The following is a 17,713-nucleotide window of genomic DNA, read 5'->3' on the forward strand; positions in this document are numbered from 1 at the left end:
CCTGCCGGTCAGCTACCTGCTCGCCAGCGACCTGCTGGTCAGCTACCCGCCGGTGGGCCCGTAGAAGCTCTCGATGTCGGCGAGCTCCATCTCGGCGGTCTGCTGGATGAGCGACAGCAGGTCCTTGTCGAGCCCGGGCGAGAACTCCTCGAGACGCTCGGGCGAGATGGTCGACGGGGCCCCCTTCGGCGCCTGCTCGGTCGACGACAGCTCGGTGCCGTCGCCCGAGGGTGAGCTGCCCTGAAAGATCTTGCCTGCCTCCGACTTGCCGTCGAGGTCGAACGTGTACTGCTTGCTCTGCAGCCCGAGGTCGACCAGCTCCTTCACCTCGGGGAACTGCTCGGCGTTGGTCTTCGGGATCGGCAGCAGCTTGCCCCAGTCGACGCCGAGCGTCTCGAGCGCCTTGGCGTAGGCGTTCTCGTGCGCCTGGTCGCGGACGATCAGGTACGCGACCGTCTTGCGGGCGACGGGGTTGTCCGTCATCTCGTAGATGCGGCTCTTCTGCAGTCGGCCCGTCGACTCGAGCATGAGGTTGTAGAGCAGGTCGAGGGGCAGGTTGCCCGAGTTGTAGACGTAGCTGCCGCTCCAGGGGTTGCCGACGGAGTCGACCGGCAGCGCGCCCTGAACGCCCACGAGGTAGTGGTGGATGTTGCCCGTGTCGAGCGCGATGTTCAACGGCGTGGCCCCGCCGGCGCCTGGGGTGTCGAGCGGGTCGGTCAGCGTGCCGGTGTAGTCGGGGCTGCCGTCGAGGAGCCTCGAGATCGTGGTGCCGATCAGCTCGACGTGGCTGATCTCCTCGGTGCCGATGCCCTGGATGAGGTCGCGGTACGGCTTCGCCGCCGGCCCGCGGAAGTTCATCGCCTGGAACAGGTACTGCATCATGGTGCGCATCTCGCCGAACTGTCCGCCGAGGCCCTCCTGCAGGGCGTTGGCCGCTGCGGGGTCCGGCTCGCCGTCGGCGATGTCGTTGATCCAGGTCTGTGCGTGGAAGTACATGGTTCCTCCCTGGGCGCCGGTCGGCAGGGGTACAGACGGGGGACCGGGCAGCGGGGGACGAGACGGGGGACCCACGAGACGGGGGACCAGACGGCGGGGGACAAGCGCGCAGGCCGCTCAGGCCGTGACGCGCTCCCAGCCGCCGTCCTCGGCGACGCGCACCGCGCCTCCTTCACGGAAGGCCTCGAGCCAGCCGCCCATCGGCCACTCGCCCCATCGCTCGGCGAACCGACGGCCGTTGCGGAGGATGTCGTCGAGGTGCTGCCACGGCGGCGACGTCGTGGGGTGCCACTGGTGGTAAGCGTGCGCGCCGCCGACCCAGACGAGGGGGAGGCCGAGCGACCGCGCGGTGAAGGCGAAGTCGGTGTCCTCGCCGCCGTAGCCCTCGTAGCCGGGCTCGAAGCCCCCGGTCCGCCCCCAGGCGTCGGCTGCCAGGGCGAACGAGAGCGACCAGAAGAGCGGGTACTCGTCGTGCCCCGCGACGATCGTCTCGCCGGCCGCCGGCGCCGGGCGTGCGGTGTGCGGTCGCGTGGCGGCAGAGAGCGAGTCGTCGTCGAGGCCGACGTGCCCTTCGGGCAGGTACGTGACCGGGCCGCAGAGCAGCGCGTCCGGGTGCACCGCCGCGGCGGCCTCGTAGCCGGCGACCAGGTCGGGACCGGGGACGCAGTCCGCGTCGAGGAACACCACGAGCGACGCGCCGAGGGCGATCGCCCGGTCGGCACCTGCGTTGCGGCCGGTCGCGAGGCGCAGGCCGTCCGGCCCGGGGGGCACGTGCAGCACGTGCGCGTCCGCCAGCTCGGGCAGCGCGGGCGCCGGCGCCTCGTCGAGCCAGACGACGACGTGGGGGACCGAAGGCCGGAGGCGCGCTAGTGCCTCGCGCTGCGGCAGGAGGTGGTCGAGACGGGCTGCCGAGCACAGGGTCACCGCGACCGTCGAGACCGGCGTCGAAGTCTGCTGCCCCGTCACCGGGCGACCTCGGCGATCACCGCGGCCGCACGGGACGCTGCCCCCTCGACCTGCCAGAGCGACCAGTCGGGAGCGAGCGAGCGCGCCCGGTCGAGCAGCCCCGGCCACAGGTCGGGTACGGGCCAGCCGTCCTCGGGCACGACGGCGAGCCCCCGGTCGGCGAGGAGGCGCGCGGTCGTCCGCTGCTCGTCGAAGGGACGGTCCTGGGGCACGACGACGGCGCGGGAGCCGGCCGCCGCGAGGTCGGCGACGCTGTTCTGGCCGGCGGCCGAGACGACGACCTCCGCCCCGCGGAGGAGCGGCCACGGGTCGTCGACCCAGCTGTCGGGCGACGCGCCGAGCACGGACCAGCGCCAGGCAGGCGTCGCCGCCGAGGCCTCGGCGACACGCTGTGCGAGGCCCTCGCGGCCTTCGGCACCGCCGCCGGCCAGCACCAGGACCGTGCCGGCTGCAGGCGAGTCGGGGCCGTCGACCCGTCCGTCGTGCCGGGAGATCCCGCCGACGAGCCGGACCCTGTCCCGGACGCGGTCGAGAGCGGGCGAGACGTGCAGTCCCTCGGCCCAGGGCGCGAGCACACGGTCGGCGGCGTCCCAGCCCAGAGTGTGCGGGGCGTCCGACCGGTCGCCGGGCTGGGCGACGACGACGGGCGGGACGCCGAGCAGGCGGACGAGCAGCGTGACCTCGACCGAGACGTCGACGACGAAGGCGCGGGGACGGGCGTGCGCGATCCACGCCGCCACCGCGGCGAGGCGTCCGGCGTGGCCGTCGTGGTGCAGTGGGGCCCAGTGCAGCAGCCCCCGCACAGTCGGGTCGGTGCCCGAGTCGGGGTCACCGGGGGCCTTGGTCGTGCCGTCGGGTGCGACGACGTCATGGTCGTCCCGGGGGAGCTGCAGCCAGGTGGTGCGCTCGGGGAGGACGACCGGAGCGGCCAGGGAGCTGAACACGACGACGTCGGCGTCGAGGTGCGGCCGCACCGCGAGCAACCGGGTCAGGTGCCCAGCACCGTGGTGGTGCACGTACCAGCCGACGAGGGGACGCGCGGTCACGCGGCGGCCTCCGGGGCGAGCGGGGCACCGGCCTTGCCGGCGCCGGCGAGGTGACCGGCGACGAGGGCCTCGTGCACCTCCTCGACCACCTCGGCACGGCGGTGCAGCGAGAAGCGCTCCAGGGCGTCGGCGCGCACCCGCCGGCGGAAGCCGGGCGTCGTCGACGCGGCGTCCGCGAGACCCGCGGCGAGGTGGGCGAGCCCCACCACGTCGCCCCGAGCCACGAGGCCCGCGCCGATGCTCGAGCCGACGACCTCGGGCACGCCGCCGGTCGCGAACGACGCCACCGGCGTGCCGGCCGACAGCGCCTCGGCGATGACGAGCCCGAACGGCTCGTCCCAGCAGGGGGTGACGAGGGCGCATGCCGAGTGTCCGACGAGCTCCGCGAGATCCGGCTGGCGCAGCGGACCCACGTGCTCGGCGTCCGCTCCCAGCAAGGGCAGGACCATAGACTCGTGGTAGTCGACGTCGCCGACACGACCGGCGAGGACGATGCGCCGGCCGGCCAGGCGCGCGGCCTCGATCGCGAGGTGAGGGCCCTTCTCGGGCACGATCCGGCCCGTCCAGACCAGGTCGTCACCCCCGGGGCCCAGTGGCCAGAGATCGGTGTCGACGGCGTTCGGCAGGACCCGCGCCTCGACCCCCTCGGCTCGCCAGGCCGCGGCGGTGTGCTCGCTCACGGCCAGGAACGCGCTGCGCGGCTCGCCGCCCGCGCGGTGGTGCGCGAGCAGGTCGGGCAGGGTCGGGGTGTGCAGGGTCGAGACCACGGGCACGCCGAGCTCGCCGGCGCGCGACAGCACGTGACCGCTCAGGGAGTGGTTCTCGACCACGTCGATCTGGTCGGCGTGGTCCCGGATCCAGTCGAGCGCCCGGTGCAGCGCCGGCACGGCCACCTCGAGGTAGCCGTCCGGGTACGTCGAGTCGGTGGCGTCGGCCGGGTCGTCCCAGTGCACCGCAGGCAGGGCGAACTCCGGGGGCCCGCCGAGGAGGTCGTCGCTGCCCTCGACGGCGCAGAGCAGCACCTCGTGTCCGCGGGCGCGCAGCACGCGCACCTGGTGCCAGACGCTCGACTCCAGGCCGCCGGCGTGCGGCTCGGCGATCGGGTAGCGCAGGGGGGCCACGACGACGATGCGGCGAGGGCGCTCCGCCGTGCGCGCGGGCTCGCCGAAAGCCGACGACGAGGAGGCGGCTCCCGTCCCGGGCAGGGCCGTCACGAGACGAGCTCCGCGGGTCGGGCGGCAGACGAGGACGCGGCGGTGCTCGGCGCCGGTCGGGCCGTGGCCGAGGCGACGGCGCGCTCGTAGGCGGCGAGGTGCGCCTGCGCGATCTCGTCGCGCTGCGCCCGTCGCTGTTCGCGGCGCCCGGCCACGAGGGCTCGGCGGGACGCGGAGCCGGGCCGGGCGGACACGTCGGCGCGCGCCCGCACGAGGGAGTCGACGGCGGCCGCCAGCTGGTCGGCGTCGCCGGCGTCGAACGACGCGGTGTCCCCGGCAGCGGGGTGCTGGTCGTCGACGTGGCCGACCCGCGGCGCCGCGACGGGCACGCCCAGGTCCCAGCTCAGCTCGACCCAGCCGGAGTGCGTGCCGTGCGAGTAGGGCAGCACCACGACGTCGAGGTCGGCCAGCGCCTCCGCGAGCTCGTCGTCGTCCAGCCGCGGGTGGACGACCAACGAGACGTCGAGGTGACCGGGGGCACCGGCGACGAGGGCCCGCACCTCGGCGAGCGCCACGGCGTCGCGGACGCGCTCGTTGACGTCGACCCGCACGGTGACGGGCCGGCCGGCCGCGGCCAGCAGCCCGGCCGCCGCGATCAGGGTCGACACGGAGCCCGGGCCGTCGACGTTCGGCCGAAGGTCGCGCAGGCTGACGCCGACGACGACCTCGACGTGGGCGGTGCCGGTCGGGGCGACCGCGTCGAGGGGCAGGAGGTGCGGGTGCGGAACGACGACGGGCCGGCGTCCGAAGGTGCGCTCGATCTCGGCCGCGGCGCCCTCCGTCAGCGTGAGCAGCTCGTCCGACTCGGCGACGAGCAGCCCGAGGTGGGCGAGGTGCGGCGCCTGGTCGACGAGCTGGGGGTTGACGAGGTCGTGCACGGTGTGGACGAGGGGGATCCGGGCGGCACGGGCGGCGTCGACCACACGGCGGAGGTGCCCGAGGTCGTACGACTCGGTGCCGAAGTGCACGTGCAGCACGTCGACCTCGGCCGCGTGCTCGGCGATCCAGCCTGCGTCGAGGACGACGGGCGGCCACCACCGGGCGGGCTCGGCCGGGTCGGGCAGCGGGTCCGCGAGGCGGATCACGGCACGGCTCACGGCGGAGTCGTCGACCGGCTGGAGGTGCCGCACGTACGGGTGGCCGGCAGGCACGGACGCGACGCGCAGGGCGTCGCGGGCGGGCGGCGGGGTGTCGATCATCGGGCCTCCTCGGCTCAGTCATTGCGCGACGGTCGGCGGAGACCGTCGTGAGGTGAGCCGGGGCGACTCGGGGACCCTGGGGAGACCGGGGGCCCGGTTCGCGTCGAGGGAGGGGGCCGATGGGAGCGGCCTCTCTGCACCATAGCCCGCGACGGCCCCCCGTGCCCGCTCGCGGATGCTGGCCCTCGCGGCCCCCCATCCAGCACGATGGAGTCGTCGCGTCCGCCGCTCGCGGGACGTCACGGAGAGGCACCATGACCCAGCACACCCCGGCCGTCGACGGCCGCACCCGTCACTACGGGCACTTCTACGGTCTCGGCGAGCCCGAGGGCGACGGTCCCGTGGCCGTCGTGATCGGCAACTGCCAGGCCGAGTCGCTTCGGGTCGCGCTCGACGGGCAAGGACTGCGCACCGTCCGGACACCTGCTGTTCACGAGCTCGTCATGGCGGACCTGCCGCACCTGGACCGGTGGCTGGCCCGCGCCTCCCTGCTCGTCTCGCAGCCGGTGCGCGACGACTACCACGACCTCCCCCTCGGCACGCGGCAGCTGACCGCCCGGCTCGGCTCCGGGGCGCGGGTCGTCGCGGTGCCCGTCATCCGCTTCGCCGGCCTCTACCCGACGTCGGCGATCGTCCGGCCGCCGCGCGATCCGTCGCTGACGCCGCCGCTGGTCGACTACCACGACCTCGTCGTGCTGGCCGAGGCGGCCGCCCGGCGTGACGGCACGACGCCCCCGACCCCGCGGCTGGACCCGGAGGCCGTCCGGTCGGTCGCCGCGCTGTCGCTGCACGAGCTGCGGAAGCGCGAGCAGGCGCACGACGCTGTGGTCGTCTCCGACCTGTTCGGCGACCCGTCCTTCGCGCAGATGCGCACCCTCAACCACCCGGGCAACCCCGTGTGGACGGCGCTCGCGTCCCGGGTCCGTGACCGGCTGGGGCTGCCCGAGCACGTCGTCGACCCGGGGCGGCAGCTGCTCGACAGCGTCCACGCACCCCGGCTGCAGGCGGTCGTCGACGCCTTCGGGCTCGACGAGGCGCCCACCGACCACTGGGTGATCGAGGGCACGCGCGTGCCCGCGGACGAGGTCAAGGAGGCGCACCTCCGGTGGTACGAGCGCGAGCCGCAGGTCGTCGACGCCGGCCTCACCCGCCACGCCGACTCGCTGGCCCTGCTGGGGCTCGCGTGACCGCCGGGCTGTCAGGCGTACCGGCTCTGGTCGTGACCGACGACCCCCAGCACGGCGTCACGGCCCTCGCCCGCCGCATCGCCGACGCGGTCGCCCGTCGCACCCGGCGCGACCTCGTGGTCTCGCCGGCCGAGCTGACCGGGCCGACGCCGCCCGCCTCGGCCCACCTGCACTTCACCGACCGGCTGTGGGCGTCGTCGCCGGAGGACGCCGCCGACCGCCTCGTCGACCTGGCGGGCCGGGTCGCGCTCACGGTCACCCTGCACGACCTGCCGCAGCCGTCCGACGGCGAGCGCAACCTCGTCCGGCGCGGCCACTGCTACCGGCGGGTGGTCGAGGCCGCGGCGGGCACGGTCGTCAACAGCGAGCACGAGGCGCTGCTGCTCGCCGAGCACACGACCGCTGCCGTACGGCCTGCCGTCGTCCCCCTCCCCGTCGACCTCGCGGCGCCGCCCTCGGAGCGTCCCGCGCCCGACGGCACCGCAGCCGTCATCGGCTTCGTCTACCCGGGCAAGGGCCACGCGGAACTCGTCGACGCCGTCGCCCGGCTGCGGGGCCGCGGCGACGACCCGGCGGGGGCGCTGCGCGTCGTCGCCCTCGGCCGTGCCAGCGCGGGCCACGAGGCCGAGACCGACCAGCTCGTCGCGGACGCCGCCTCCCGCGCCGTCGTGCTCGACGTGACCGGGTACCTCGACGACGCGGTGCTCCTCGACCGCTGCCGTCGCGCCTCCGTGCCCGTCGCCGTGCACCGGCACGTCTCGGCGTCGGGCTCGATCGCGACCTGGATCGGCGCCGGGCGACGCCCGATCGTTCCGGACACGCGGTACTCCCGCGAGATGGCGGCGCTCCGGCCCGGCACCCTCACCCTGATCGACGACGATCCCGACGCCCTGGTCGACGCCGTCGCCCGGGCCGCGGCCGACCCGGACTCGACCTGGCTGGCCCCCGACGCCGTCACGACGCCCGGCATCGACGACGTCGCGGCCGCGTACCTCGAGTGGTGGGCCGGCCGCGAGCGCTCGGGGGCGACCTCGTGACCGACGCGCGACGAGACGAGGAGGCGGGTGCGCTGTCCCCGAGGCGGCCCAGGGGAGTCCCCGGCAACCGCTGGGACCTGCTCGACGGCCTCGTCCCCGACCCGCTGCCGACCGTCTCCGTCGTCGTGGCCCACTACCGCCAGCAGGCAGAGCTGGACCGGACCCTCGCCGCTCTCGCGCGACAGGACCACCCGGCCGACCTGCTCGAGGTCGTCGTCGTCGACGACGGCTCGCCCGAGGCGCCCCGGGTGCCGGCCGGCGTGCGGCTGGTCGTCCAGGCCGACGAGGGCTTCCGGCTGTCCGCCGCCCGCAACCTCGGGGTGCGCTCGTCGACGGGCGAGGTGATCTGCTTCCTCGACGCTGACACGGCGCCCGAGCCCGGCTGGGTGACGGCCATGTCGAGGCTCCCTGCGCTCGCGTCGGAGGCCGTCGTCGTCGGGAGGCGCCGGCACGCCGACTTCACCGGCGTCGCCGTCGAGGCTCCCGTCGAGCAGGAGGGACCACGGCACGAGCTGCCCGCACCGCGCTGGCTCGACGACGCGTACCGGGGCAGCCGCGACCTGCTCGACGCCGACGACCGCTCGTACCGACACGTCATAGGCGCCGTGCTCGCGTGCTCCCGTTCGTTCCTCGAGACCGTCGGCGGCTTCGACGAGGACTTCACGACCTACGGCGGCGAGGACTGGGAGTGGGCCTGGCGTGCCTGGCGCGGAGGCGCGCTGCTCGCCCACGAACCGGCCGCCGTCGCCTGGCACGACGGCCCGGACTGGGCCGGCCGCGACTCGGTCGACCGCCAGCGGCAGAAGAACGGCGAGACGCTCGTGCTCAGCGGCCTCGTCCCCGTCGAGGGCTCGCGTCCGCGAGGGCTGCGCGGGGCGACCCCCGACGTGCTGGTGCGGCTCGCCGCGGCGCCCTCGGCGGGCACCGCCTGGCTCTGCGTCGACACCGTCCTGGCCGCGCTGCCCGGCTCCGTCGTCGTGGTGCCCGACGAGCACCTGTCCGTCTTCGGCGCCGACGCCCGGGTCGTCGGCGCCTCGGCCGAGGCCGCCGCCCGGGCGGCGCGCACGGCGCGGGTGACCGTCGACCTGCCGGCCCCGGTGCGCGTCCGCGACGCCGCCCCCCTGCTCGAGGCGGTCTCCTCGATCGGCGTCGGGGTCCTCGGCACGGTCGAGGTGACTGACGACACGGCCGACCAGGGAGGGGGTGGCCCGGTGCTGCGCATCCGGTCGAGCCGGGCCGAGGCGCGCGCCCTCCTGCACGGGACCGAGGAACTCTTCGAGACCCGCAGTGGCCGAGCCCGGTGGTGCGAGCGGATCGAGGGCGAGCCCTCTCTCGCCGCCTACCTGGGCGGCTGGGGCTGAGAGCACGCGTCACCCCGTGATAGCGACAAGGCGACGCAGCCTTCTCCGTCGTCTTGTCGCCTTCGCGGAGTTTCCCGGCGGTCGGCGGCCCGCGCGCCATCGACCGTTCACCCGCCCTCCACCCGACGCCCCCCGGCACGACGCCGGGCCTCCCTACCGTGCACGCAGGCCGACCGACGCCCCTCCGCGAGCTGATCCCCAGACGCGACCGGCGGCCGAGCTCCAGGAGGACCCACCCGTGATCGACAAGCGATACCTCGCCGCCGCCGCCGCCCTCGGCGCACTCGCCCTCGGCCTGACCGGCTGCTCGGCCTCCGCTGACGCGTCCGACGTGGCTGGCGCCTCCGGCACCGACGCCGCCACCGCGACCAGCGCCGCCGACCTGGGCGGCATGGACGCCCTCGTCGCCGCCGCCGAGGCGGAGGGCGAGCTGAACGTCATCGCCCTGCCCGACACGTGGGCCAACTACGGGAAGATCATCGACGCCTTCGAGGCCGAGTACGACATCACGGTCAACTCGGACAGCCCCGACGTGTCGAGCGCCGAGGAGATCACCGCGGCCCAGAACCTGGCGGGCCAGGACGGCGCCCCCGACGTCTTCGACCTCGGCTCGGCCGTCGCGCTGGCGAACACGGACCAGTTCGCGCCCTACAAGGTCACCACGTGGGACGACATCGCGGACGACCACAAGGACGCGGACGGCACCTGGGTCTACGACTACACCGGCCTGATGTCGGTCGGCTACGACGCGGACGCCGTCCCCGAGCCCACCAGCCTCGACGACCTGCTCGGCGACGACTACAAGGGGAAGATCGCGATCAACGGCGACCCGACCCAGGCGGGCGCGGCCGCTGCCGCCGTCCAGTGGGCGGCCCTCCAGGACGGCGGCAGCGCGGACGACGTGCAGCCCGGCATCGACTTCTTCGGCCAGCTGGCGGACGCGGGCAACTTCCTGCCCACCGACCCGACCCCGGCGACCATCGCCTCGGGCGAGACCCCGGTCGTCTTCGACTGGAGCTACAACAACCTCGCGGCCGCGGCCGACGCGGGCGGGCGTGACTGGAAGACCGCCGTGCTGCCCGGCACGGCCCTCGCCAGCTACTACAACCAGGCGATCAACGTGGACGCGCCGCACCCGGCCGCCGCGCGGCTCTGGCAGGAGTTCATCATGAGCGATACCGCGCAGAACCTGTACCTCGCCGCCGGCGCCTACCCCGTCCGGCTGGCCGCGATGGTCGAGGCGGGCACCGTCGACCAGGACGCCCTCGACGCCGTGGGCGAGCAGCCCGAGGACACCGTGCAGCTGACGAGCGAGCAGACCGAGGCCGCCTCGGCCCTGCTCGCGCAGTCGTGGTCCGCGGCGATCGGCTGATCGTGACCACCCTGGCGGAGACCGTCCCCCAGGCCTCCGTCACCCCGGACGGCGCCGTACCCACGAGGGCCCGGCGCCGTCCGGCGGCGTGGTGGGGGCTCACGCCGTTCGTGCTGTACGTGCTGGCGTTCCTCGTGCTGCCGTGCCTGCTCGCGCTCGGCACCGGCCTCGTCGACGGCGACGGCCGGCCCACGCTGTCGAACCTGACGGCGCTCGGCGACCCCGTCGTGCTGCGCACCTTCGCGAGCTCGTTCCTCGTGTCGGGCGTCACCGCCGTCGGGGGAGCGGTCGTCGGCGCCGTCGTCTGCTGGGGCCTCACCGCCCTCCGCCCCGACGGGCTCGTGCGCAGCCTGGTCGACGGCGCCGCCAGTGTGCTCGCCCACTTCGGCGGCGTCATGCTCGCCTTCGCGTTCACCGCGACGATCGGCATCCAGGGCGTCGTCACGCAGCTGCTGCTCACCCGTGCGGGAGTCGACATCTTCGCGGGCGGAGCCTGGATCTACGAGGTCCCCGGCCTCCTCCTGCCCTACCTGTACTTCCAGGTGCCGCTGATGGTCATCACCTTCATGCCCGCGGTCACCGGACTCAAGCCCCAGTGGCAGGAGGCGGTGGCCACCCTCGGCGGCACCGCCCGCCAGCACCTGCTGCGCGTCGTCGTCCCGGTGCTGGCGCCCGCCTTCGCCGGCAGCCTGCTCCTCCTCTTCGCGAACGCGTTCTCGTCCTACGCGACCGCCGCCGCCCTCATCAGCCAGGGCTCGCAGATCGTGCCGCTGCAGATCCGCGCCGCGCTCGTCAGCGAGACGGTGCTCGGCCGGGAGAACGTCGCCGGCGTGCTCGCCCTCGGGATGGTTCTCGTGATGGTCGTGCTCATGGTCGGCTACTCGCTGCTGCAGCGCCGCACCGACCGGTGGACGCGATGAGCGCGTCCGGCCGCGGCACGAGCCGCGGCCCCGGCCCCGGCGCCGCCTCGCCCGCCGCCCGTCGCGCCGCCCTCGTCGTCATCGGCCTGGTCTTCGCCGTCCCGATCGCGGCCATGGGCGCGTTCTCGCTGCGCAGCGCGGACGGCACCGGCCACGACCTCGGCCACTGGCTCGCGCTGGCCGACCCGGAGAACGGCCGCGTCTACCGGAACCTCGTCGAGGGCGTGACGAACAGCCTCGTGCTGGCGGTCGTGACCGCCGTGCTCGTCCTCGTGATGCTCGTGCCCGCGATGGTGCTCGTCCACCTGCGATACCCGCGCCTGTCGCGCGTGCTCGAGTTCGTCTGCCTCGTGCCGATCACGGTGCCGGCGATCGTGCTGGTCGTCGGGCTCGCACCCGTCTACTCGGTCGTGGCGCGCCTCCTCGGCTCGGGGGCCTGGACGCTCGCCCTCGCCTACGGGGTGACCGTGCTGCCGTACGCCTACCGCGCCGTGCAGTCGGACCTCGCGGCGACGGACCTGCGGACGCTGACCGAGGCCTCGCGGACCCTCGGGTCGAGCTGGCTCTCGACCCTGGTGCTCGTCGTCGTGCCGAGCCTCCGCCGCGGCCTGCTCGCCGCGGCCTTCATCACCGTCGCCGTCGTGCTCGGCGAGTACACGATCTCGTCGCTGCTGAACCGAGTCACCCTGCAGACCTCGCTCGTCCAGATCAGCCGCAGCGACCCGTTCGCGGCCGTCATCGTGGCCCTCCTCGCGCTCGCGTTCGCGTTCGTGCTGCTCGTCGTGATGGGCCGAGTCGGCTCGATCGGCACGGCGCGTCCCGCCGTCCCCTCCTCCACCTCCCGGAAGGCCCTCTCGTGACCGCCACCCTGCCCGAGCGGCCTGCCGCCGCCTCCTCCACGACGCCCGTCCCCGAGGGCGCGACCGTCGCCTTCCGGTCGGTGGCCAAGGAGTACGCCGGGCACCGCGCCCTCACCGGCTTCGACCTCGACCTCGGCGCCGGCGAGCTGGTCGCCCTGCTCGGGCCGTCCGGCTGCGGCAAGACCACGGCGCTCCGCAGCCTCGCCGGGCTCGAGGCCGTGACGAGCGGGACCGTCTCGATCGACGGCCGCGACGTCGTCGGCGTCCCGACACACCGCCGTGACGTCGGGATGGTGTTCCAGGCGTACTCGCTGTTCCCGCACCTCACGGTGCAGCAGAACGTCGAGTTCGGCCTGCGGATGCGACGCGTGGCCCGGGCCGAACGGGCTCGACGCGCCGCCGAGATGCTCGACCTCGTCGGGCTCGGCGACCTCGGCACCCGGTACGCCCACCAGGTCTCCGGCGGCCAGCAGCAGCGCGTCGCCCTCGCCCGGGCGCTCGTCACCCGGCCCCGCGTGCTGCTGCTCGACGAGCCGCTCAGCGCCCTCGACGCGAAGGTGCGCGTCCAGCTCCGCGACGAGATCCGGCGCATCCAGCGCGAGCTCTCGATCACGACCCTGTTCGTCACCCACGACCAGGAGGAGGCGCTGGCGGTGGCCGACCGCGTCGCCGTCATGCGCGCGGGCGGCATCGAGCAGATCGGTGCGCCGGAGGAGCTCTACGCGACGCCGGCGACGCAGTTCGTCGCGGAGTTCGTCGGGACGAGCAACCGGCTGCGCTCGGAGGTCGTCTCGGGGCGGGTCCGGCTGCCCGGGGGAGAGGTGCCCGCCGTGGGTGCCTGCGCGGACGGCCCGGTCTGGGCCTACGTGCGGCCGGAGGACGTGGTCTTCGCCGAGCGGGGCCTCGCCGGGACGGTCGAGCAGGTGTCGTTCCGCGGGGCGACCGTGCGGAGCGTCGTGCGGACGGCGGGGGACGTGCTCATCACGCTCGACCACCGGGCCGACCGGCGCCGTCCGGTCGGCGACGCGGTCTGCCTCGCCATCACGGCGCAGGCCGTGGCCGTCGCCGCGATCGACTGAGTCCGCAGCGGACGGGGCGGCGTCGGGCCGGGCCCTGACGACGCATGCCGTCGCGGCTGCGGGCTAGTCGTTCTTCTTGGTCTTCTTCGTGGCGATGGCGTCCCGCTCGCCGCGCAGCGACTGGACGGTCTCGGGGTCGAGGAAGTCGACGAACGGGTTCGGCTGGCCGGTCTTGTCCGCGACGACCTGCGTGTAGGCCGAGGCGGCCTGACGCACCTTCTCCGTGGCCCGGCCCGCGCGCTTGGCGCTCACGGGACGATCGCTCATCACCTCGCCGTGGTGCTCGAGGGCCTTGACGAGGGACTTGAGGGCTGCGTCGATCTTCTTGCTCACGGGGGCATTGTGTCGCACCGAGGTTAACGCGCAAGTCGATGTCCCCCGGTCGGCCGTCGACGTCCCCCGACGGCGACAGGTGTCGATCTCCTCACCAGGGACGAGCGGGATGCTCCTCGAGGACGACGCAGCGTCGTGCCGTGTGCTCGTAGCGTCGACCCGACGCCGATCGCCGGTGTCGGGGGAGGCCGCCGTGAGCAGTGCACGATCCGTGGCGAGCAGTCGCGCAGGAGGCGCCGGCCGCCTCCACGAGGCCGCTCGCGACCTCGTCGCGTTCGGCGTCCAACAGGCACTCTCCTGCGCCTTCGCCGTGGCGGTGCTCGTGGGCCTCGCGGTCACGAGCGTCGTCGACGTCGGGCTGCCGCGCTACGACGCGATGCTCGTCTGGTGCGTGCTCGTCCAGGTCGTCTTCGTGGCGACGCGGCTCGAGACCCGCGACGAGCTCGTCGTGATCTGCCTGTTCCACCTCCTGGGCCTCGGCCTCGAGGTGTTCAAGGTGGCGGTCGGGTCGTGGTCGTATCCCGAGCCCGGCGTGCTGCGGATCGGCGACGTCCCGCTCTACAGCGGCTTCATGTACGCGGCGGTGGGCAGCTACGTCTGCCAGGCCTGGCGGCGCCTCGACCTGCGGGTCGACCGGCTGCGGATGTTGCCGACCCTCGCCCTGGCGATCGCCTTCTACGTCAACTTCTTCACGAACCACTGGGTCGTCGACCTGCGCTCGGCGCTGCTCGGCATCGCGGTCGTGCTGCTGGGCCCGAAGGGCGTGACGTTCCGGGTGCGGGGCCGCGACAGGCGGATGCCCCTGCTCGTCGCCTTCGCCCTGATCGGCTTCTTCATCTGGGTCGCCGAGAACGCCGCGACCCTGATGGGCGCCTGGACCTACGCCTCGCAGGCCGACGGCTGGTCGATCGTGCACCCGAGCAAGATCGGCTCGTGGATGGTGCTCGTCGTCTTCAGCTTCACGCTGGTGCTGTGGCTGAAGCAGCGCCGAGCAGGCTGACCACGGCGTCGAGCAGGGCGCGCGCCGTGTCGGCCTTGGTGCCGCTCGACTCCCCGACGACGGCGCCCTCCCGACCGAGCAGGACCGCGACGGACTCGTCCCGGCCGAAGCCCTCGGCCCAGCCGACCTGGTTGAGCACGAGCAGGTCGGCGGGCTTCCGCGCGAGCTTGCGGCGGCCCAGGGCGATCAGGTCGTCCCGCCCGGTCGAGGTCTCGGCGGCGAAGCCCACGACGACCTGGCCCGTCCGGCGCCGTGCCACGAGGCCGGCCAGGACGTCGACGGTCCGCACCAGGTCGAGGGTGAGGCGGTCGCCCGCGTCGTCCTTCTTCAGCTTGGCGTCGGCGACGGAGGCGGGCGTCCAGTCCGCGACCGCGGCCGCCATCACGACGACGTCGGCCTCCTCGGCCGCCGCCGTGGTGGCGACGTCCAGCTCGGCCGCGGTGCCGGCGGTCCGCACCTCGACACCGGCCAGCTGCGCCACCGCAGCCGCGACCTCGTCGTCGACGTGGGCCGCGACGAAGACCACGCGGGCGCCACGGGCCGTGGCCTCGCGGGCGACGGCGAGGCCCTGCTTGCCGCTCGAGCGGTTGCCGAGCCAGCGCACGGGGTCGAGGGGCTCGCGCGTCCCGCCGGCCGTGACGACGACGACGCGGCCGACGAGGTCGCGACCGGCCAGGTCACGCCGCCGCGCCTCCTCGGCCCGGCCCGCGACGACCGCGAGCGCCGCGTCGACGATCACGTCGGGCTCGCTCAGCCGCCCGGGGCCGCTGTCGCCGCCGGTCAGCGGGCCGTCGTCGGGACCGACCACGACGACGCCCCGCGCACGGAGCAGCGCCAGGTTGTCGCTGGTCGAGGCCGCCTGCCACATCTGCGTGTGCATCGCCGGCGCGACGACGAGCGGGGCCGTGCTCGCGAGCACGGTCGTGCCGAGCAGGTCGTCGCTCAGCCCGTGGGTGAGCTTCGCGAGGGTGTGCGCCGTCGCCGGCGCGACGACGATCAGGTCGGCCTGCTGGCCGAGGGCGACGTGGCGGACCTGCGCGACGTCGTCGAAGACGGAGGTGTGCACGGGGTTTCGGCTGATGGCCTCGAGGGTGGGCGCGCCCACGAAGCGGAGCGCCGCCTCCGTGGGGACGACGTGCACGTCGTGGCCGCGCAGCACGAGCTCGCGCACCACGGACACGGCCTTGTAGGCGGCGATGCCGCCGCAGATGCCGACGACGACGGTCAGCCGACGGGCGTAGGCGCCGACTGCGTCGTCGGCTGCTGCTGCGGCTGCCGTGTCGGCGGCGGTGCTGTCGGTCACGGTGGAGCCCCTGTCGGTCGGCCGCCGAGCTTGTGCCCGTCGGCGGGTAGCGTTGCAGCCACCACGATGCCGCATCCCGACGGATCGTGCCGGAGGAGGCCGCACGGTGTGCACCGTCGTCGTGTCCGTCGCCCCCGGCACCGAGTGGCCGGTGGTGTTCCTCGGGCTCCGCGACGAGTCGGCCGACCGCCCCTGGGATCCTCCGGCCGCCTGGTGGCCCGAGCTCGGCGACCGCGTCGAGGGCCTGCACGACCGCGAGGCCGGGGGAGCCTGGCTGGCCACTGCCACCGGGCCTGCCCGTGCCTCCGTCGTGCTCAACCGGCGTGAGCAGCCGCCCGTCCCCTACGGCGGCTGGCGCACCAGGGGAGACCTGCCGCTCGAGGCCGCCGCCGCCGGGCGGCTGCCGACCGGCCGTCCCGGCACCCGCACCTTCAACCTCCTCTCGGCCGACGCCTGCGGAGCCGTCCACACGAGCTGGGACGGCGACCGGCTCGAGAGCGTGCCGCTCGCCCCCGGCGTGCACGTCCTCACGCACGGCGCCCCCGACGACGACCAGGTGGCCCGCGTGGCGCGGTGGCTGCCGTCGTTCCGCGGCGTCGCGGCACCGACGGGCCCCCTGCCCGCGCACGACGAGGGCAGCTGGCGGCCGTGGCTCGACCTGCTGCGCGAGAGCAGCGCGCTGCCGCTGTCCGACGAGGAGGCGCTGGTCCGTGCCGACCTGCTGCAGGGCACCTGGTTCGGCTCCCTCTCGCTCAGCCTGGTCGCGCTGTCCGCCGACCGCGTCCTCCACGAGCACCTGCGGCTGGACGCCGGCTCAGGCGTCGACCTCCCGGGAGCCCTCGCTGCCCGCTGACCCGCCTCGGGTGGTCTCCCCGGCGTCATGAGGAGACACGGGGAATCACCGCCGCGCCTGCGCGGTTAGGGTCGGAGGCCCGGCAGACCCGGGCAGCTCATCGACCAGGAAGACCACCCGTGACGTTCTCGACTCCTCGCCTCTCCCGCACGACCCGGATCCTCGCCGTCGGCGTCGCCTCCGCCGCAGCCCTGGTGTTGACGGCGTGCGCCCCTGCCTCGACCGACGACGTCGTCTCGCAGACCGGCAACGCCACGGCGGACACCAGCGCGGCGAAGAGCCTCTCCGACATCCAGGACGCCGGCGTGCTCGTCATCGGCACCGAGGGCACCTACCAGCCCTTCACCTACCACGAGGGCGGCTCGGGAGCCCTCACCGGCTACGACGTCGACGTGGCCACCGCCGTCGCCGGGAAGCTGGGCGTCGAGGCCAGCTTCCAGGAGACCCAGTTCGACGCCCTGCTCGCCGGGCTCGACGCCGGGCGCTTCGACGTCGTCGCGAACCAGATCTCGATCACCGACGAGCGCGAGGCGACCTTCGACTTCTCGACGCCGTACACGGTCAGCCGCGGCGTCGTCGTGACGGCCGCCGACGACACCTCGATCACCTCGCTCGCCGACCTCGCGGGCAAGACGACCGCGCAGTCGCAGTCGAGCAACTTCTACGACACGGCGAAGGACGCCGGCGCCGACGTGCAGGTCGTCGAGGGCTGGGCCCAGTCGGTCGCCCTCGTCGAGCAGGGGCGCATCGACGCCACCGTGAACGACGAGCTGACCTTCCTCGACTACGTCAAGACCAACCCCGACCAGGCGGCGGCAATCAAGATCGCCGCGACGACCGACGACGTGTCGCGCTCGGCGCTCGTGACGACCAAGGGCAGCGACGACCTCGTGCAGGCGATGGACGACGCCCTCGCCGAGCTGAAGGCGGACGGCACCCTCGCGCAGATCTCCGACAAGTACTTCGGCCAGGACGTCAGCGAGTAAC

At 74.5% G+C, this 17,713-nt stretch carries 17 protein-coding genes; 10 read left to right on the forward strand and 7 right to left on the reverse strand.

The features are described from left to right. Positions 1-42: 42 nt before the first annotated feature. From ES689_RS04245 to ES689_RS04265, 5 genes are all read right to left on the reverse strand, one after another. Complete coding sequence (locus ES689_RS04245) at positions 43-996, reverse strand: manganese catalase family protein (protein ID WP_146900591.1); 954 nt, start codon at positions 994-996, stop codon at positions 43-45. Between the two features lie 117 nt (positions 997-1,113). After that, positions 1,114-1,962, reverse strand: coding sequence for a glycosyltransferase family 2 protein (locus ES689_RS04250; protein WP_146900594.1), 849 nt, complete (start codon positions 1,960-1,962; stop codon positions 1,114-1,116). Continuing rightward, a complete protein-coding gene (locus tag ES689_RS04255; RefSeq protein ID WP_146900596.1) occupies positions 1,959-3,008 on the reverse strand; it encodes a glycosyltransferase in 1,050 nt (349 codons plus the stop codon). The genes ES689_RS04250 and ES689_RS04255 overlap by 4 nt, the downstream gene beginning before the upstream one ends. Continuing rightward, a complete protein-coding gene (locus tag ES689_RS04260) occupies positions 3,005-4,222 on the reverse strand; it encodes a glycosyltransferase (protein WP_146900599.1) in 1,218 nt (405 codons plus the stop codon). Before ES689_RS04260 ends, ES689_RS04255 begins: the two co-directional genes overlap by 4 nt. Beyond that, positions 4,219-5,421 carry a glycosyltransferase family 4 protein gene (locus ES689_RS04265; protein ID WP_146900602.1) on the reverse strand — a complete coding sequence of 401 codons (1,203 nt, stop codon included), beginning with the start codon at positions 5,419-5,421 and terminating at the stop codon, positions 4,219-4,221. Before ES689_RS04265 ends, ES689_RS04260 begins: the two co-directional genes overlap by 4 nt. 254 nt (positions 5,422-5,675) lie before the next feature. Between ES689_RS04265 and ES689_RS04270 the strand changes: the two genes are divergently transcribed. From ES689_RS04270 to ES689_RS04300, 7 genes are all read left to right on the forward strand, one after another. Next, the gene (locus tag ES689_RS04270) at positions 5,676-6,608 is read left to right on the forward strand and encodes a WcbI family polysaccharide biosynthesis putative acetyltransferase (RefSeq protein ID WP_146900605.1); all 933 of its coding nucleotides are present in this window, start codon (positions 5,676-5,678) and stop codon (positions 6,606-6,608) included. A 32-nt stretch (positions 6,609-6,640) separates the two neighbouring features. Then, complete coding sequence (locus tag ES689_RS04275) at positions 6,641-7,645, forward strand: glycosyltransferase family 4 protein (protein ID WP_146900608.1); 1,005 nt, start codon at positions 6,641-6,643, stop codon at positions 7,643-7,645. After that, positions 7,642-9,006: a glycosyltransferase family 2 protein gene (locus tag ES689_RS04280; protein ID WP_223269368.1), complete on the forward strand. Its 1,365-nt coding sequence runs from the start codon at positions 7,642-7,644 to the stop codon at positions 9,004-9,006. The genes ES689_RS04275 and ES689_RS04280 overlap by 4 nt, the downstream gene beginning before the upstream one ends. A 238-nt stretch (positions 9,007-9,244) precedes the next feature. Beyond that, positions 9,245-10,378: an ABC transporter substrate-binding protein gene (locus ES689_RS04285; RefSeq protein ID WP_146900611.1), complete on the forward strand. Its 1,134-nt coding sequence runs from the start codon at positions 9,245-9,247 to the stop codon at positions 10,376-10,378. Positions 10,379-10,389: 11 nt separating this feature from the next. After that, on the forward strand, positions 10,390-11,298 hold the full coding sequence (locus ES689_RS04290) for an ABC transporter permease subunit (RefSeq protein WP_146901811.1): 909 nt from the start codon (positions 10,390-10,392) through the stop codon (positions 11,296-11,298). Then, complete coding sequence (locus ES689_RS04295; RefSeq protein WP_146900614.1) at positions 11,295-12,158, forward strand: ABC transporter permease; 864 nt, start codon at positions 11,295-11,297, stop codon at positions 12,156-12,158. Before ES689_RS04290 ends, ES689_RS04295 begins: the two co-directional genes overlap by 4 nt. Then, the gene (locus tag ES689_RS04300; protein WP_146900617.1) at positions 12,155-13,237 is read left to right on the forward strand and encodes an ABC transporter ATP-binding protein; all 1,083 of its coding nucleotides are present in this window, start codon (positions 12,155-12,157) and stop codon (positions 13,235-13,237) included. The genes ES689_RS04295 and ES689_RS04300 overlap by 4 nt, the downstream gene beginning before the upstream one ends. A gap of 63 nt (positions 13,238-13,300) precedes the next feature. On the opposite strand, the gene ES689_RS04305 is transcribed toward ES689_RS04300, so the two are convergent. Continuing rightward, positions 13,301-13,570 carry a hypothetical protein gene (locus tag ES689_RS04305; RefSeq protein WP_146900620.1) on the reverse strand — a complete coding sequence of 90 codons (270 nt, stop codon included), beginning with the start codon at positions 13,568-13,570 and terminating at the stop codon, positions 13,301-13,303. 193 nt (positions 13,571-13,763) lie between these two features. Here ES689_RS04305 and ES689_RS04310 point away from each other — a divergent pair, with 193 nt between their 5' ends. Further along, positions 13,764-14,570, forward strand: coding sequence for a DUF817 domain-containing protein (locus ES689_RS04310; RefSeq protein ID WP_223269369.1), 807 nt, complete (start codon positions 13,764-13,766; stop codon positions 14,568-14,570). Here ES689_RS04310 and coaBC read toward each other — a convergent pair. Further along, on the reverse strand, positions 14,530-15,798 hold the full coding sequence (gene coaBC, locus ES689_RS04315) for a bifunctional phosphopantothenoylcysteine decarboxylase/phosphopantothenate--cysteine ligase CoaBC (protein WP_146901825.1): 1,269 nt from the start codon (positions 15,796-15,798) through the stop codon (positions 14,530-14,532). The two genes, ES689_RS04310 and coaBC, sit on opposite strands and share 41 nt — an antisense overlap. A 181-nt stretch (positions 15,799-15,979) precedes the next feature. Between coaBC and ES689_RS04320 the strand changes: the two genes are divergently transcribed. Both ES689_RS04320 and ES689_RS04325 read left to right on the forward strand, forming a co-directional pair. Beyond that, positions 15,980-16,726, forward strand: coding sequence for an NRDE family protein (locus ES689_RS04320; protein ID WP_191330172.1), 747 nt, complete (start codon positions 15,980-15,982; stop codon positions 16,724-16,726). 119 nt (positions 16,727-16,845) lie between these two features. Then, on the forward strand, positions 16,846-17,712 hold the full coding sequence (locus ES689_RS04325; protein WP_223269370.1) for a transporter substrate-binding domain-containing protein: 867 nt from the start codon (positions 16,846-16,848) through the stop codon (positions 17,710-17,712). Position 17,713: the final 1 nt, after the last annotated feature.

The sequence above is a fragment of the Frigoribacterium sp. ACAM 257 genome, from assembly GCF_007954365.1.
Taxonomy (GTDB): domain Bacteria; phylum Actinomycetota; class Actinomycetes; order Actinomycetales; family Microbacteriaceae; genus Frigoribacterium.